Origin of the sequence: Saccharopolyspora hirsuta, assembly GCF_008630535.1 — a bacterium.
Lineage (GTDB): Bacteria > Actinomycetota > Actinomycetes > Mycobacteriales > Pseudonocardiaceae > Saccharopolyspora > Saccharopolyspora hirsuta.
Genome location: NZ_VWPH01000008.1, coordinates 284,451 through 300,456 on the forward strand (window position 1 = coordinate 284,451; position 16,006 = coordinate 300,456).

The 16,006-nt window shown below is 72.0% G+C and carries 15 protein-coding genes; 11 read left to right on the forward strand and 4 right to left on the reverse strand.

Translation table 11 applies throughout. The annotated features are described in order from the left end of the window. The first annotated feature begins 53 nt into the window (after nt 1–53). From F1721_RS19460 to F1721_RS19480, 5 genes are all read left to right on the forward strand, one after another. Entirely contained in the window at nt 54–1,622 is a 1,569-nt protein-coding gene (locus F1721_RS19460) for a deoxyguanosinetriphosphate triphosphohydrolase family protein (RefSeq protein ID WP_150068129.1), read from the forward strand. Beyond that, nucleotides 1,619–2,293 (forward strand): acVLRF1 family peptidyl-tRNA hydrolase, encoded by a 675-nt coding sequence (locus F1721_RS19465; RefSeq protein ID WP_150068130.1) that lies wholly within the window; start codon nt 1,619–1,621, stop codon nt 2,291–2,293. Before F1721_RS19460 ends, F1721_RS19465 begins: the two co-directional genes overlap by 4 nt. Before the next feature lie 215 nt (nt 2,294–2,508). Next, a complete protein-coding gene (locus tag F1721_RS19470; protein WP_150068257.1) occupies nt 2,509–4,137 on the forward strand; it encodes an ABC-F family ATP-binding cassette domain-containing protein in 1,629 nt (542 codons plus the stop codon). Nucleotides 4,138–4,325: 188 nt separating this feature from the next. After that, nucleotides 4,326–4,535 (forward strand): helix-turn-helix domain-containing protein, encoded by a 210-nt coding sequence (locus tag F1721_RS19475; RefSeq protein ID WP_010310662.1) that lies wholly within the window; start codon nt 4,326–4,328, stop codon nt 4,533–4,535. 103 nt (nt 4,536–4,638) lie between these two features. After that, nucleotides 4,639–5,448 (forward strand): enoyl-CoA hydratase/isomerase family protein, encoded by an 810-nt coding sequence (locus tag F1721_RS19480; protein ID WP_246155158.1) that lies wholly within the window; start codon nt 4,639–4,641, stop codon nt 5,446–5,448. 90 nt (nt 5,449–5,538) lie between these two features. On the opposite strand, the gene F1721_RS19485 is transcribed toward F1721_RS19480, so the two are convergent. Next, complete coding sequence (locus F1721_RS19485) at nt 5,539–6,273, reverse strand: sugar isomerase domain-containing protein (protein ID WP_150068131.1); 735 nt, start codon at nt 6,271–6,273, stop codon at nt 5,539–5,541. Between the two features lie 135 nt (nt 6,274–6,408). Between F1721_RS19485 and F1721_RS19490 the strand changes: the two genes are divergently transcribed. Together F1721_RS19490 and F1721_RS19495 are read left to right on the forward strand one after the other, a co-directional pair. Beyond that, complete coding sequence (locus F1721_RS19490; protein WP_150068132.1) at nt 6,409–7,035, forward strand: TetR/AcrR family transcriptional regulator; 627 nt, start codon at nt 6,409–6,411, stop codon at nt 7,033–7,035. Between the two features lie 111 nt (nt 7,036–7,146). Next, nucleotides 7,147–7,860, forward strand: a complete 714-nt coding sequence (locus F1721_RS19495) for an Imm1 family immunity protein (RefSeq protein ID WP_150068133.1) — start codon at nt 7,147–7,149, stop codon at nt 7,858–7,860. 222 nt (nt 7,861–8,082) lie between these two features. Here the strand turns inward: F1721_RS19495 and F1721_RS19500 are convergent, their stop codons facing one another. Then, nucleotides 8,083–8,910, reverse strand: coding sequence for a M55 family metallopeptidase (locus F1721_RS19500; RefSeq protein ID WP_150068134.1), 828 nt, complete (start codon nt 8,908–8,910; stop codon nt 8,083–8,085). Nucleotides 8,911–9,080: 170 nt separating this feature from the next. On the opposite strand from F1721_RS19500, the gene F1721_RS19505 reads away from it, so the two are divergent. From F1721_RS19505 to F1721_RS19520, 4 genes are read left to right on the forward strand one after another with little or no spacing between them, the layout of a single operon-like run. Further along, nucleotides 9,081–10,874, forward strand: coding sequence for an ABC transporter substrate-binding protein (locus F1721_RS19505; protein WP_150068135.1), 1,794 nt, complete (start codon nt 9,081–9,083; stop codon nt 10,872–10,874). Nucleotides 10,875–10,877: 3 nt separating this feature from the next. Continuing rightward, nucleotides 10,878–11,915 (forward strand): ABC transporter permease, encoded by a 1,038-nt coding sequence (locus tag F1721_RS19510; protein WP_150068136.1) that lies wholly within the window; start codon nt 10,878–10,880, stop codon nt 11,913–11,915. After that, on the forward strand, nt 11,912–12,808 hold the full coding sequence (locus F1721_RS19515) for an ABC transporter permease (protein ID WP_150068137.1): 897 nt from the start codon (nt 11,912–11,914) through the stop codon (nt 12,806–12,808). The genes F1721_RS19510 and F1721_RS19515 overlap by 4 nt, the downstream gene beginning before the upstream one ends. Beyond that, nucleotides 12,805–14,388 (forward strand): dipeptide ABC transporter ATP-binding protein, encoded by a 1,584-nt coding sequence (locus F1721_RS19520; RefSeq protein ID WP_150068138.1) that lies wholly within the window; start codon nt 12,805–12,807, stop codon nt 14,386–14,388. The genes F1721_RS19515 and F1721_RS19520 overlap by 4 nt, the downstream gene beginning before the upstream one ends. A 34-nt stretch (nt 14,389–14,422) precedes the next feature. On the opposite strand, the gene F1721_RS19525 is transcribed toward F1721_RS19520, so the two are convergent. Next, nucleotides 14,423–15,052 carry a nucleoside/nucleotide kinase family protein gene (locus F1721_RS19525; protein WP_150068139.1) on the reverse strand — a complete coding sequence of 210 codons (630 nt, stop codon included), beginning with the start codon at nt 15,050–15,052 and terminating at the stop codon, nt 14,423–14,425. 34 nt (nt 15,053–15,086) lie between these two features. Continuing rightward, nucleotides 15,087–15,944, reverse strand: coding sequence for an alpha/beta fold hydrolase (locus F1721_RS19530; protein WP_150068140.1), 858 nt, complete (start codon nt 15,942–15,944; stop codon nt 15,087–15,089). Between the last annotated feature and the right edge of the window lie 62 nt (nt 15,945–16,006).

The window sequence follows — 16,006 nt, forward strand, 5'->3', positions numbered from 1 at the left end:
GGTGGCCCCGCCGCCAGGGCCGCCGGTCGGAATCAATCGACTAACGTGTGGCCATGCAGGACGCGCAGCTTCGGACCGATCGGCGGAGTGGTCGTTCCGGCCCCCGCCGAGCCCCCGGTGATCTCGCCGCCAGCCCGTTCCGGGCGGATCGGGACCGGGTGTCCAGCTCGGCGTTCTTCGCCCGGCTGGGCGGGGTCACCCAGGTCGTCAGCCCCAGCGGCTCCGGGCTGCTGCTGCACAACCGGCTGACGCACAGCCTGAAGGTCGCCCAGGTCGCGCGGGCCATCGCCGAGCGGCTGGTGGCCGATCCCGCGGACCTGACCAAGCTGGACCGGCTGGGCGGCTGCGACCTGGACGTGGTGGAGGCCGCCGGGCTCGGGCACGACCTCGGCCACCCGCCGTTCGGGCACCTCGGCGAGAGCGTGCTGGACCGGCTCGCCCGGCAGCGGTTCGCGCTGCCCGACGGCTTCGAGGGCAACGCCCAGAGCTACCGTGTGGTGACCCGCATCGACGTGCGCGGCATCGGTTGCGACGGCCTGGACCTGACCGCGGCCGTGCGCGCCGCGCTGCTGAAGTACCCGTGGACGCGCCTGGCCGAGCCGCAGCCGCACCCGCGCCACCTGCCGGTGCCGCCGCGGGGTGCTTCCGAACCGGAGGAGGCGCCGGGCACGGGGTCGGCCAAGTTCTCCTGCTACAGCACCGAGCTGGACGACATGGTCGACGCGCGCACCCCGTTCCGCGGGCGGCTGGCGGACTGGCAGCAGACCGTCGAGGCGTCGATCATGGACACCGCCGACGACATCGCCTACGCGATCCACGACCTGGAGGACTTCCACCGCGTCGGGATCCTGCAGCACACCAGCGTCTCGCACGAGCTGACCGAGTGGCTGGGGCACGCGGTGGAGTTCGCCGGGCGCTCCGACGCCGACCTGGCCGGGGACGGGATGCGGCCCGGCTGCTCGCTGGAGCGGCTGCGCCGCCGCCTGCACGCCAAGGACGCCTGGATCGCCGACGACGAGGCGTTCGTCAGCGCGGTCAAGAAGGTGGTCGCGAACCTGGTCACCAAGCTGCTGGAGGTGCCGTTCGACCGCTCGCAGCAGGCCGAGCAGGCGGTCGCGGCGTTCTCCGGGGAGTGGACCCAGCGGTTGGTGGAGGGCATCCAGGTCGTCGAGGAGCCCCCGACGCGCTCCGGGCACGTCGCGCTGGCGGTGGAGCAGTGGCACGAGGTGCAGGTGCTGAAGTTCGTGCACCGCCGGTTCGTGCTGCAGCGCCCGGACCTCGCGCTGCACCAGCGCGGCCAGGACCGGCTGCTGAGCAAGCTGGTCGAAGCGCTGGACAACTGGCTGATCGACCGCAGCGAGGCGGCCCGCCTGCCGCACCGGCTGCGCGACCTGTTCGACCGGGCCCGCGCCGAGTTCGCGCTGCTGCACCGCGACGCCCCGGAACTGCTGGTGCAGCCGGGGGAGCCGGTCGCGATCGACGCCGCGCACCTGGAGCGGATGGCGCGCGGCCGGGCTGTGATCGACTTCGTCGCCTCGCTCACCGACGACCAGGCCGCCGCCCTGCTGGAGGCCTTGTCCGGTCGCACGACGCAGCTCTGGAACGACACGTTCGTGCTGTGAGCCGGGTGCGCGAGCTCGCCGGTGGCGGGCGTGCCGTCGAGGTGGCCCGGGAGCGCGTGCCGGGCTGGTTCGAGCGGTTCGCGACGACCCACGGCGGTGTCGAGCGGACCGTCCTGGCTCCCCGGCGGATCGAGGTCGGCGCCGCCGACGGTGCGCGCGCGATCGTCGACGTGCCGTTCGGTCCGCTGCCCCCGCCGCACGGCGAGCAGCCGGGGCTGGTGGTGCGACCGCTGGTCGAGCACCTGGCGCAGCCGCGCCGGATCGGCCTGGTGCTGGTCCGGCTCGGTGCGCACAGCGTCGGCATCGCCCGCGGTGGCCGGGTCGAGCGGTCGACCACCGGCCAGCACCTGGTGCACGGCAGGCACAAGGCGGGCGGCTGGTCGCAGCAGCGCTTCGCCCGCCGTCGCGAGGGCCAGTCGCGGCGGTCGTTGGAGGCGGCGGCCGATGCGGTGGCCCGGGTCCTGCTGCCGGTGCGCGACGAGCTCGACGCCGTGGTGCTGGGCGGGGACCGGCAGGCGCTCGCGGCGCTGGGGGAGGACCGGCGGTTGACCGGGCTGCTGGCCGCGGCCGAGCCCCGGGTGCTGGACGTGCCGGAACCGCGCCGCGCGGTGCTCGACGAGGCCGCCGAGCGGGCCACCGGGGTGGAGATCCAGGTCCACGACGCGGTGTGACCGACGGAATGTGATCCGCGATCAATTCGGTGGACATCGCCCGTTACACTGGTTCCGTGGTCACCAAGCGTTTCGTGGTCCGCGTTCCCCGCGCCACTCCGTCGCTGATCCGCCCGGTCGTCGCTTAGCCGCCGGGCCGCCCAGCCCCCGCGCCCACCCCTCGGTCGGTGGGCGTGTTCGTGGAATCGCTCGACCACTACTTCCCGGAGTTCCCCTTGATTTCTGCCACCGGCCTGGAGCTGCGCGCCGGTTCCCGCATCCTGCTCTCCGAAGCCACGCTGCGCGTCCAGCCCGGCGACCGGATCGGCCTGGTCGGCCGCAACGGCGCGGGCAAGACGACCACGCTGCGGGTGCTGGCCGGGGAGGGCCAGCCCTACGCCGGTGACGTGGTCCGCCGCGGCGAGCTCGGCTACCTGCCGCAGGACCCGCGCGAGGGCGACCTCACCGTGTCGGCCAAGGACCGGGTGCTGTCCGCGCGCGGCCTCGACCAGCTGGTCCACGACATGGAGAAGACCCAGACGGCGATGGCCGAGCTGGCCGACGAGCGCGAGCGGGACAAGGCGATCGCCCGCTACGGCCGGTTGGAGGAGCGCTTCGCCGCGCGCGGCGGGTACGCGGCCGAGAGCGAGGCCGGGCGGATCTGCAGCAACCTCGGCCTGCCCGACCGGGTGCTCGAACAGCCGCTGAGCACCCTCTCCGGCGGTCAGCGCCGCCGCGTCGAGCTGGCGCGGATCCTGTTCGCCGCCTCCGAGGCCGGTCCGGGCGGTCGTTCCGCCAGCACGCTGCTGCTCGACGAGCCGACCAACCACCTCGACGCCGACTCGATCAACTGGCTGCGCGACTTCCTCAAGAACCACGACGGCGGGCTGGTGGTGATCAGCCACGACGTCGACCTGCTGGCCGCGGTGGTCAACAAGGTGTGGTTCCTGGACGCGATCCGCGGCGAGGCCGACGTCTACAACATGGACTGGGCCCGCTACCAGGACGCCCGCGCGGCCGACGAGAAGCGCCGCCGCCGCGAGCGCGCCAACGCGGAGAAGAAGGCCTCCGCGCTGATGGCGCAGGCGGACAAGATGCGGGCCAAGGCCACCAAGGCGGTCGCCGCGCAGAACATGGCCCGCCGCGCGGAGAAGCTGCTGGCCGAAGCCGAGACCGAGCAGGCCCAGGAGAAGGTCGCCAAGATCCGCTTCCCGGAACCGGCCGCGTGCGGGCGGACCCCGCTGACCGCCGACGGGCTGTCCAAGTCCTACGGTTCGCTGGAGATCTTCAGCGGTGTCGACCTCGCCGTGGACCGCGGTTCGCGGGTCGTCGTGCTCGGCCTCAACGGCGCTGGCAAGACGACTCTGCTGCGCCTGCTGGGCGGTATCGAGAAGGCCGACTCGGGCAAGATCGTCCCAGGTCACGGGCTGCGGATCGGCTACTTCGCGCAGGAGCACGAGACGCTGGACCACGACGCCTCGGTCTGGGAGAACATCCGCAGCGCCGCCCCGGACGCCCCGGAGCAGCAGCTGCGCACCCTGCTGGGCGCGTTCCTGTTCCAGGGCGAGCAGCTGCAGCAGCCCGCCGGAACTCTCTCCGGCGGTGAGAAGACGCGGTTGGCGCTTGCCGGGCTGGTCTCCAGCGCGGCCAACGTGCTGCTGCTGGACGAGCCGACCAACAACCTGGACCCGGCCAGCCGCGAGCAGGTGCTCGACGCGCTGCGCAGCTTCACCGGCGCGGTCGTGCTGGTCACGCACGACCCGGGCGCGGTGCAGGCGCTGGAACCGGAACGGGTCATCCTGCTGCCCGACGGCACCGAGGACCACTGGTCGGAGGACTACCTGGATCTCGTCCAGCTGGCTTAGCAACCGCCGTACGGCCAGCCTGCGCTACTACAGATGGATTAGTGCATTCCGGTGATCGCCGGGCGGTCATCTCGGCCGTTGGCCGATCTTTTTTCCATGATCGCCTGGCGTTCCCGCCTTTCCTGTTCGATCATTGCGCTGACAGGGGTCGCGAGGCCCGACCTGCTCAGAGGGAAGGCGGGGACACCGTGGCTGAGCTGAAGAAAGGTGCGCGCATCACAGGGAGTGCGCGGGACAAGCTTGCCAGTGACCTACGGAAGAAGTACGAGAAGGGGGCTAGCATCCGCGCTCTCGCGGAGGCGACCGGCCGGTCGTACGGCTTCGTGCACCGGGTGCTGAGCGAATCAGGTGTGCAGCTGCGCGGTCGTGGGGGCGCGACGCGTTCCAAGAAGAAGTGAGCTCGGCGGCCACCGGCCGCAGAGCCTGTTGGAGGGTGCCGCTGACGCCGCTTGCGGCCGTGCGGACGGCAGTCGCCGACGGGCTCTCAGCGAGGAGGTCCGCTTGGCGGAGTCGATGGTGGACGCCGACCTGCTGGATCGTGGCGGTGTGGGGCTCACGATCCGGGGTCGGCGGGCCACGATCACGTTGAACCGCCCGGACAAGCTCAACGCGCAGACGCCGCACACCTGGCAGGCGCTCCGGGAGATCGGTCGATGCCTGGGCGCGGAGGTCCGGGTCGTGGTGCTGCGCGGCGCCGGTCGGGCGTTCTCGGCCGGGCTGGACCGGCGGCTGTTCACCGCCGCCGAGGTGGACGGGGCACCGGGCCTGGTGTCGCTGGCCCAGCGTCCCACCGAACAGGCCGACGCCGAGATCGCCGGCTTTCAACAGGGGTTCAGCTGGTTGCGCGAACCCGACAGGGTGACCATCGCGTCAGTGCGGGGGCATGCGATAGGCGCCGGATTCCAGCTGGCGTTGGCGTGCGACCTCAGAGTGGTCGCCGCCGGCGCCAGCTTCCGCATGGCCGAGACCGGGCTGGGTCTGGTGCCCGACCTCGGTGGCACGTTGCCGCTGGTCAGAACCGTCGGATACGCCCGGGCGGTGGAGATCTGCCTGACCGGGCGCGAGATCCTCGCGGACGAGGCGCTGCGGCTCGGGCTGGTCAACGCGGTCGTCGAACCGGACCGGCTGGACGCGGCCACCGATGAGCTGGCCGAAGTCGTCGCGCGACCGCCGCTCGGTGCGGTCCGCGAAACGCTGGCCCTGCTGGTGCAGGCCGACGAGGCCGTCGACCCGGAGCAGCAGCTGGCCGCCGAACGAGCCGCGCAGTTGCGCCGCATCGCCGAGATGGCCGCGCGGCCCGGCACCGAGTGACGGCGATTTCGCGCGAGATCGCCGGTCTTGAGGCGCGCGATGCGCCGCTTTCACGCGAAATCGCCGCGGCACCCGCGCTTGGCTGGCGGTTCAGAGCAGGCCCGGGACCCGTTCGCCGTAGTGGGCGAGGTTCGCCGCGTTGGCCTCGTCGCCGCCGATGGTGTTGGAGCTGCGCCAGACCGGGAGGTCGATTCCCCCGGCTGCGGCCAGGTCGAACAGCTCGACCAGCAGCATGTTCCACAGGAACGCGTTGGCCAGGGAGGACAGCGGGGCGGTCACCGGCGCGGCGGTCGGGTAGCTGGCGTCGCCGCCGGGCACCAGGGTGTCCAGCACGATCTCGGCCTCCTCGGCCAAGGTGGTCCCGGCGCGCTTGGGGGCTTCGGCGCTGGCCGTCGGCGAGGTGATCGCGATGACCGACGAGCCCGCCGCGCGGGCGGTGCGGGCCAGTTCCACCGGGTAGGGGTTCACCCCGGAGTTGGAGAACACCACCAGCGCGTCCACCCCGCCGCGGAAGCCCGCCCCGGTAAGGATCTCCTCGGCCAGACCGGTGCGCCGCTCGGTCCGGGTGCTGGGCACCGCGCCGTGCAGCGGCAGCAGGTCGTGGTGGTAGAGCGGCCGGACCGCGGCCAGCCCGCCCGCCCGGTAGAAGGACTCCATCACCCCGGCCAGCGAGTGCCCCGCGCCCGCGGTGCACACCAGGCCGTCCGCGCGGATCGCGGCGAGCAGCCGCTCGGCGGCGGTGCGCAGGTTCGCGGCGTTGTGCGCGCCGATCTTCCGCAGGTGTTCCAGCGTGTGCTCGGCGTGGCCGGGCGCGGTCTCCGACATTCGACGGCTCCTGTGGGCGAGCGGAAGGGACGTAAGGTCTATACCAATTTGGTGACGCGCCGGTCAAGGACCGCTTCCACCACTGGTGTGGTGGACGGGTACGCTGTTGATCAGCGACCAAGATCGAGGGGATGCATGCCGCAGCGAGGCAACCGCAGAGAACTGCTCGCCGATGCCGCCATCGAGGTGTTGGCGCGCGAGGGAGGTCGTGGGCTCACCCACCGCGCGATCGATCGCGAGGCCGAGGTTCCCGAGGGCACCACGAAGAACTACTTCCCGACGCGAAGCGCGTTGTTCCTGGCCGTCGCGCGCTACCTGGCCGCCCGGCACACCGAGGCGCTGGACGCGCTGTGCGCCGAGATCCCCGCCGACGTCAGCTCCGAGGACATCACCGCGCTGTACGCGGCGATGCTGCGCCGGATGGCCACCAGCGCGCGGTCGCAGTTCCTGGCGCTGTTCGAACTGCACCTCGAAGCCGTTCGCAACCCCGATGTCCGCGAGGCGCTGAGCGCGATCACCGAGGCCAACGTCGACACCGCAGTGCAGCTGCACAGCGCGGTCGGGCGGCGGATCAGCCGCCGCGGGGCCGGGTTGCTGGACGCCGGGATGCTCGGCGTGGCGCTGTCGATGCTGAGCCTGCCCGAGGACCTGGTCTCCGACCTCGGCCTGGACGACGCCGACGGGCTGGCGCGGGCGTTATTGGCCCTCGGCTCGCCGCACGGCGGGCCGGCGATCGGGGTGCTGCGGGACGCGGCCGGTTGAGCCGGTGGCGCTTCGGGGCCGTGCACTGACGCACGGTAGCCTGCTGGGGAACGAGATCTGGGCAGGGGCGTCCTGGGGGTCGCCCACGATCGAAGTGGATGCAGGGAACGCATGTCGAATCCAGCACAAGTCGAGCCCGGCCCGCTCGAACCACCCGCGGTGGTGTTCGCCCGCCTCGCCGATGTCCCGGTGGACGCCCTGGACAAGCTGATCGAGGCCACCCACGAGGTCTACGACGACCTGAACAAGGTGCTCGGCCACCCCTACTGGGGCGATCTGGTCTACCACCAGGGCGCGGCGATGAAGGCGCTGAAGGAAGCGCGGATCTGCTTGGAGGGGTTGCGCGCGGAAGCCGTCGGCGCGCGCAACACCGAGCTGGGGGTCACCGTCACCACCGCCGTCGTCTGCGGGGAGCGGTTCTACGCGCAGACCGAGGACGACAAGGCCGAACTGGTGGACAAGGTGCTGCGCCCGCCGCGGCCGGGGGCCTGCCACCTCTACGTCTGGGACCGGCCGCACCAGGACCCCGAGGCGCCCGGGCCCTACCTGCAGGTCCGGATCGTCACCGACCCCGAGCAGGAGGTCGGCGTCCTGAACTTCACCGAGGAGTCCGAGGACGGCGAGATGACGTCCTGGCACACCCTCAACCCGGATCCCTCGCCGGAGGCCCCGGCGCTGCCGTTCGACGCGGGCAGCACGCTGAAGTTCCCGCGCAACGCGGTGCTGCCGTTCCGGGAACTCCGCGCCGCGCTGGACGAATTCACCCGGACCGGGCAGCGACCGGAGGCAGTGCAGTGGCAGACCGCGCGCTGGGGCGACCTCTGAGGAGAAACCTGTTTGTGGTTGCTTTGCTCAGGTGGTCGCTTGGCGGAACCTGAGAGCTTCCCCGGACTGCGGGTGCCCCTCCTGATGTATGCCCAACACACGGCGGAGGGGCCGTCCTCGCCGGGAAAGCTCTCAGAACCCGCCGGTGGTCGCCCTGCACAGCCACTCCAAGCGGTTGGCGCCGCTTGCACGAGCGCGGACGGCTTCGCCGACAGTGTTTGATCAACCGTAGATCCCCTGGACCGATCGTCCGGCGATGGTCGTGACGATCTTGAAGGCCTTCATCGCCTCGGTCATGTCCGGCGCGTCGAAGCCGACCCGGCGCACGTCCACCTGCTCCACGGTCGGGATCACCGCCGCGGCGGCGGCCAGGTGCGCGGCGTCGAACTCCACCTCGATGCGGTGCGGGCGCGCGTCGCCCGCAGTGCGTCCGGCCAGGCGCACGCTCTCGGTCGCCGCGCTGCGGATGTCGGCCGCGGTGCGGGCCGGTGGGCGGCAGATGGCCGCGTAGCGGCTGACGCACTCCTTGACCACGACGGTGTGCGCCGACGGCGCGTAGTCGGCGGCCTCCGCGCAGGCGCGGTCGTCCCCGGTGACCAGCAGGACGGGCACCCCGTGCTCGGCGGCCAGCGCCGCGTTCAGCCCGCCCTCGCCCGCCGGGCGGCCGTCCAGCCACACGCCGGTGATGGAGTTCTCCAGGTAGGTGTGCGACAGGACGCCCTCCGCGCCCGCCCGCGCGTGGTAGCCGAGGAACACCACACCGTCCACATCGGACTCGATGCCCTGCATCATGGACAGCGGCTTGTGCCGACCGGTCAGCAGCACCGCCCGCTCGTCGAGGTCCTCCAGCAGCAGGTTGCGCTGCGAGGAGTGCGCCTCGTTGACCAGCACGCCGGTCGCCCCGGCGGCGCACAGGCCTTCGACGCAGGCGTTGACGTCACCGGTGAACAACTTCCGGAAGCGCTGCCACTGCTCGGTCCCGGGCACCACGTCGTCGGTCCAGGTGACGCCGGTGACGCCTTCCATGTCAGCTGAGATCAAGATCCGCACGACCGCCAATCTAGGCGCGCTGTCCAGGCTTTCGGGGTTCGGCGCGCCGATCGGGTAACGGTTCGGTTCCACTGCGTGACGTCCGGCGGCGACAACTCGTGGTTAAGCATTGACGAACAGCGTCCGAAGGTGGTTCCTTTCTCTCACTCGCCGCGAAGGAGGGGTCACAAGTGGGCAGACGATTCGTCGCGCTCTGTGCTGTGCTGCTGGTCGGGTTGCTGGTTCCGGCGCCCGCGTCCGCGCAGGAGGACGGCGCGCGGCCGCAGGGCGCCACGCTGCGGATCGGGCTGCAGCAGCAGATCGACTCGCTGAACCCCTTCTTGGGCTACACGCTCGCCGCCACCGACATCTTCCGGAACATCTACCCGACGCTGACCACCTACCGCGCCGAGGACTTCGCGGTGGAGCCGGAGCTGGCCGAGAGGTGGGACACCTCGCCGGACAAGCTCACCTGGACCTTCCACATCCGGCCCGGCGTCAAGTGGTCCGACGGGCAGCCGGTGACCGCCCGCGACGCGGCCTACACCTTCAACCGGATGATGACCGATCCGGCGGCCAGCACCGCCAACGGCAACTTCGTGGAGAACTTCGACACCGTCACCGCGCCGGACGACCGCACCCTGGTCGTCCGCACCAAGACCCCGCAGGCGACGATGCTGGCCATCGACGCGCCGATCGTGCCCGAGCACGTGTGGTCGAAGGTCCCCGACGTCGCCAGCTTCACCAACGACCAGATGCCGGTGGTGGGCAGCGGTCCGTTCGTGCTCACCGGCTACCGCCCGGAGCAGGACGTCACGCTGACCGCCAACCCGGACTTCTGGCGCGGCCCGCCGAAGATCGCGCAGCTGCAGTTCATCCAGTTCAAGAACAGCGACGCCGCGGTGCAGGCGCTGCGCAAGGGCGACGTCGACGTGGTGCAGAAGCTCACCCCCGCGCAGTTCGACGCGCTGGCCGGGGAGTCCGACATCCAGCAGGTCAAGGGCCAGGGGCGCCGCTTCTTCGAGATGATCCTCAACCCGGGCGCGGCCAACAGCGAGAACGAGCCGATCGGCACCGGGCACCCGGCGCTGAAGGACGTGCGGGTGCGGCAGGCCATCGACCACGCGATCGACCGGCAGGCGCTGGTCGACCGGGTGATGGGCGGCTACGCGCAGGTCGGCGGCGGCTACCTGCCGCCCATCTTCAGCGACTACCACTGGAACCCGCCGCAGCCGCGCGCCTTCGACCTGGCCGAGGCCAACCGGCTGCTCGACGAGGCGGGCTACCCGCGCGGCGAGGACGGCATCCGGCGTACCCCGCAGGGCGAGCCGCTCAACTTCGACTTCGTGCTGCACGGCAACCGTTCGGAGGACATCCAGGTCGGTGAGTTCGTCAAGCGGTGGCTGGCCGACGTGGGCATCGGCGTGGAGCTGCAGCCGGTGTCGGACAACCAGCTCAACGACCGCACCACCGGCGGCGACTTCGACATGGTGATCAGCGGCTGGTCGGCCAACCCCGACCCGGACTACGTGCTGCGGCTGCAGACCTGCGGCGCGCGGCCCAGCCCGGGCGGCGGCGGGAACGCCGACACGTTCCTGTGCGACCAGCAGTACGACGACCTGTACAACCGGCAGCTCGGCGAGTTCGACAAGGCCAAGCGGGTCGAGCTGGTCAACCAGGCGCAGGCGCGGTTCTACGACCAGGCCGCCGGGCTGATCCTCTTCTACCAGAACTCCCTGGAGGCCTACCGCACCGACCGCTACGCCGGGTTCACCCTGCAGCCCGCGGACAACGGGGTCATCGTGGCGCAGCAGGGCTACTGGGGCTACTACGGCGCGCAGCCCACCGAGGCGGCGGTCAGCGGGTCCTCGGGCACCGACTACAGCACCGTGGCGTGGGTGCTCGGCGGGGCCGTGGTGCTGGTCGGCGTCGTGGTGGCGCTGGTGATCGTCCGCCGGCGGGCGACCGCCGACACCAGGGAGTGAACCGTGTCCGATCTGCTCGCCACCGTCCCGGAACAGGCGCCGTCGCGCGGCGGCCGCCGTCGGTTCGCCCGCTACCTGGGCGGCAAGGTCGGCGGCGGCCTGGTCAGCCTGTTCCTGGTGGCGGTGCTGGGGTTCTTCCTGTTCCGGGTGATCCCGGGCGACCCGGTGCGCACCATGACCCGCGGGGCGCCGGTCAGCGAGCAGCAGATCCAGGTGCTGCGCGAGCGGTTCGGCCTGGACCAGCCGCTGTGGAAGCAGTTCCTGGACTTCCTGGGCAACCTGCTGCGCGGTGACCTCGGCACCTCCTACACCTACAGCCGCCCGGTCGGGGACCTGATCGTCGAGCGGATCGGGCCGACCGTGCTGCTGGTGGGCACCGCGACCGCGCTCGCCGTGGTGCTGGGGCTGTGGATCGGGTCCCGCGCGGCGTGGCGGCACGGGAGCGCGTTCGACAAGACCTCGACCTCGGTGGCGCTGACGCTGTGGTCGGTGCCGACGTTCTGGCTCGGGCTGATCGTGCTGATGGCCTTCGGCGTCGGGGTCGGCCCAATCCCGGGGCTGTTCCCGGTCGGCGGGATCTCCTCCCCGGACACCCCGCCGGAGTTCCTGCCGCAGCTGCTCGACGTGGCGCACCACCTGGTGCTGCCCGCGCTGACCATGGTGGCGGTGATCTACGCCGAGTACCTGATGGTGATGCGGTCCTCGCTGCTGGAGGAGATGGGCGAGGACTACCTGACCACCGCCCGCGCGAAGGGGCTGCGCGAGGACCTGGTGCGCCGCCGCCACGCGGTGCCCAACGCGATGCTGCCGACGGTCACGCTGATCTTCCTGCGGCTGGGGCTGGTGGTCGGCGGGGCGATCACGGTGGAGACGGTGTTCTCCTGGCCCGGGCTGGGGCTGCTGACCTTCGAGGCGCTGCGGGTGCCGGACCTGCCGCTGCTGCAGGGGATCTTCATCGTGCTGGCGGGGAGTGTGGTGGTGATGAACGTGCTGGCCGAGCTGCTCTACCGGGTGCTGGACCCGAGGGTGCGGGAATCATGACGGCCACCGCGGGCCAGATCGTCCGGGCGCGCCGCCGGGCGCGGCTGGGCGAGGCGTGGCGGGTGTTCCGGGCGGACCGGGCCGGGCTGGTCGGCCTGGTGGTGCTGGCCGTCGTCGCGGTGCTGGCCCTGCTGGCGCCGCTGCTCAGCGACGCCAGCGGCCTGGACGTCACGCGGGCGACCGGCGAGCCGCTGCAGGCGCCCAGCGGTGAGTACTGGCTCGGCACCGACGAATCCGGGCGTTCCGTGCTGCTGCTGACCTGGTGGGGTGCGCGGGTGTCGCTGGTCGTCGGGCTGGCGGCGGCGCTGCTGTCGGTGCTCATCGGCACCCTGGTCGGGGTGCTCGCGGCGCACTTCGGCGGCTGGACCTCGCGAATCCTGCTGCGGTTCACCGACTTCTTCCTGGTGCTGCCCTCCCTGGTGCTGGCCATCGCGCTGTCCACGGTGCTCGAGCGCGGGTTGTGGACGATCGTGCTGGCGATCGGGGTGACCTCGTGGCCGCCCACGGCGCGCATGGTGCGGGCGCAGACGCTGACGATCGAAACGCGGCCGTACATCGAGCGGGCGCGGGCGCTGGGCGCGGGCCACGGGCACGTCATCGGTCGGCACGTGCTGCCCGCCGTGGTGCCGCTGGTGTTCGCCAACACCACGCTGTCGGTGGCCAGCGCGATCATCGCCGAGTCCACGCTGTCGTTCCTGGGGCTCGGCGACCCGAGCCTGGTGTCGTGGGGTTCGATGCTGAAGTCGGCGATGGACACCGGCGCGGTCACCGGCGGCGCTTGGTGGTACCTGCTGCCGCCGGGTCTCGGGATCGTGGTGGTGGTGCTCGCCTTCACCCTGTGCGGGCGGGCGTTGGAGACGGTGTTCAACCCGAGGCTGCGGGGGCGGCGGTGAGTCCGATCCTGGAACTGCGCGACGTGTCGGTGACCTACCGGGGCGGCGGGGAATCCGCGGTGCGGGGCGTGAGCCTGAGCCTCGGCGAGGGCGAAACCCTCGGGCTGGCCGGTGAATCCGGCTGCGGGAAGACCACCCTGGCGATGTCGGTGCTGCGGCTGCTGCCGAAGTCGGCGCACATCGAGGGGCAGATCCTGCTGGACGGCGAGGACGTCCGCGAGATGACCTTCGGGCAGCTGCGCGCGGTGCGCTGGGCGAGCGCGTCGGTGGTGTTCCAGGGCGCGATGCACGCGCTGAACCCGGTGCGCACGATCGGCGACCAGATCGCCGAGCCGATCAAGCTGCACGGTCGCGGGGGCGAGGACCTGCGGGAGCGGGTCGCGGAGCTGCTGGCGCAGGTGGAGCTGCCCGCGGACCGGGCCAACGCCTACCCGCACGAGCTCTCCGGCGGGCAGAAGCAGCGCGTCATGATCGCGATGGCGCTGGCGTGCGAGCCGCGGCTGGTGATCGCCGACGAACCCACCACCGCGCTGGACGTCGTGGTGCAGGCGCAGATCCTGGAGCTGATGCGCCGGTTGGTCGCCGAACGCGGCATCGCGCTGGTGATGATCAGCCACGACCTGTCCGTGCTGTCGGCCAGCTGCGCGCAGCTGGCGGTGATGTACCAGGGGCGGGTGGTGGAGCACGGCCCGGCCCGGCAGGTGATGACCCGGCCGCAGCACGAGCACAGCAAGGCGCTGGCCGATGCGTTCCCCACCGTCGGCGACCCGGAGTTCCGGCTCACCGAGAGCGCGTCCCGGGGGCCCGCGCTGCTGGCCGCGGAGGACATCGCGGTCGACTTCCGGGGGCGTTCCGGGCAGGTCGTGCACGCGGTGCGCGGGGTGGACCTGGCGGTGGAGGAGCAGGAGATCGTCGCGCTGGTCGGGCAGTCCGGTTCCGGCAAGACGACGCTCGCGCGCACGCTGCTGGGCCTGCAGCAGCCGACCAGGGGAGCGGTCCGCTACGACGGGGTGCCGCTGCCGACCAGCACCGCGGGGTTGCGCGAGTACCGCAGGCAGGTGCAGCTGGTGCTGCAGGACCCGACCGGGGCGCTCAACCCGCGGCACACCGTGTACGAGGCGGTGGCCGAAGGTCTGCGCATCCACGGCATCACCGACGACGAGCGAGGCCGGGTGGCGGCGGCGCTGGAGGCGGCGGAGCTGCGCCCCGCGGAGAAGTTCTTCGGCCGCCTGCCGCAGGAGCTCTCGGGCGGTCAGCGGCAGCGCGTGGTGATCGCGGGTGCGCTGGTGCTGGAGCCGAAGGTGCTGGTCGCGGACGAGCCGGTGGCGTCGCTGGACGCGACCGTGCGCGGCGAGATCCTGGCGCTGCTGCTGCGCCTGCGGGTGGAGCGCGGCCTGTCGACGCTGGTGATCACCCACGACCTGGGCCTGGCGTGGAACATCGCGGACCGGGTGGCGGTGATGTACCGCGGTGAGCTGGTGGAGGTCGGCCCGGTGGAGCAGGTCCTCCTCGATCCCCAGCACGACTACACCAGAACCCTCTTGGCCGCAGTCCCCTCCGTCGAACGCCGCGTGGCGTAGGCCTGACCAGCGCGAACAGTTGGTTCGCTGTGGGTCAGTCCAGGCTGTCGACGACGGCGGGGCGGCCCGGGCGGTCGGCTCGGATGACGCAGTCCGCGAGGTGCTGCGGGGAGACCTCTTCGGCGTAGCGGTGGAAGGCCGGGAGGGTCCAGCGGTCCGGTTCCGGGGTCCGGCGGTGCAGGGCCGCTTCGGGGAGCCAGAGGTGGACGGTGAAGTCGAACGGCAGGCCCGCGCCGAGCAGGAGCGGACCGTCCACCACGGCCACGCCGCGGTCCGGGAGCTGGACGCGGGGCAGGCGGGGTGAGCGGTCGGCCTCGGCGTCCCAGAGCGCGGGCAGGACTTGGCCGTTGCCGCCGTCCGACAGCGGGTCCAGGACTTCGCGGGTCAGGCCGCGCAGGTCGTACCAGCTCTCGTAGTACGAGTCCGGGTCGTGGTGGCCGTGCTCCAGGCGCAGCGACGCCGGGCGCAGGTAATCGGCCGTGCGGACGCGGACGACCTCGCGGCCGCGGGCCCGCAGCGGTTCGACCAGGGCGTCGGCGAAGTCGCCGGTGTCGGCGGCCGGGGCGCCGTCCACCGCGATCCTCGCCCAGCGGCCGGAGAGCGCCTCGATGCGGTCGACCAGCTCCGTCGCCAGCAGCTCGGGCGTGACGGGTCGGACTCGCATGGGCCCCCTCTCGGTTCGCCGACGACGCTATCAACTACGCCGCGGGTGCCAGGAATTCCCGCAGGTGCGCCAGGACCTGCTCCGGGCGCTCCTCGGGCAGGAAGTGCCCGCAGTCGGCGATCTCGGCGCAGGAGACGTCCTCGGCGTACTCGCGCCAGATGTCGCGCATCGGCAGCTTCGCGGGCAGGCCCGCCGAGCCCCAGAGCGCGAGCACCGGCATGGTCAGCTTGCGGCCCGCTGCGGCGTCGGCGTCGTCGTGCTCGCTGTCGAGCGGGAACGACGCGCGGTAGTCGTCGAAACCGGCGCGCAGCGCTCCCGGCGCGGAGAACGCGCGGACGTACTCGTCGATCGCCTCGGGCTCCAGGCCGTGCCGGTTGACCGTCCAGCGCTCGAAGAAGTACCCGAGGTAGCCCGCGACGTCCTTGCCTGCCAGGAGCTCCGGCAGGTCCGGCTGCAGGTGGAACAGCCAGTGCCAGTAGGCCGTGCCCGCCTCGGCGTCCATCCGCCGCCACATCTCGCGGGTCGGCACGATGTCCAGCAGGGCCACCCGTTCGACCTGGTCCGGGCGGTCCAGGCCCCAGCGGTGCGCCACCCGCGCGCCGCGGTCGTGGCCGACCACGCCGACCGACTCGAAGCCCAGCGAGGCCACCAGCTCGGACACGTCGGAGGCCATCGTGCGCTTGTCGTAGCCGCCGCGCGGCTTGTCGGTGCGGCCGTAGCCGCGCAGGTCCGGCGCGATCACGGTGTGCGTGCGGGCCAGCTCCGGGATCAGCTTGCGCCAGCAGTGGCTGGTCTGCGGCCAGCCGTGCAGCAGCACCAGCCCGGGCCCGCTGCCCGCCCGCGCGTAGTGCATGCGCAGCCCGTTGACCTGGGCGACTTCCTGGGACGGCATCGATCGGCTCCGTTTCTAACTGTCTAAGGGGGTTAGAGACTAGGATGCTAGATCGGGAGCAG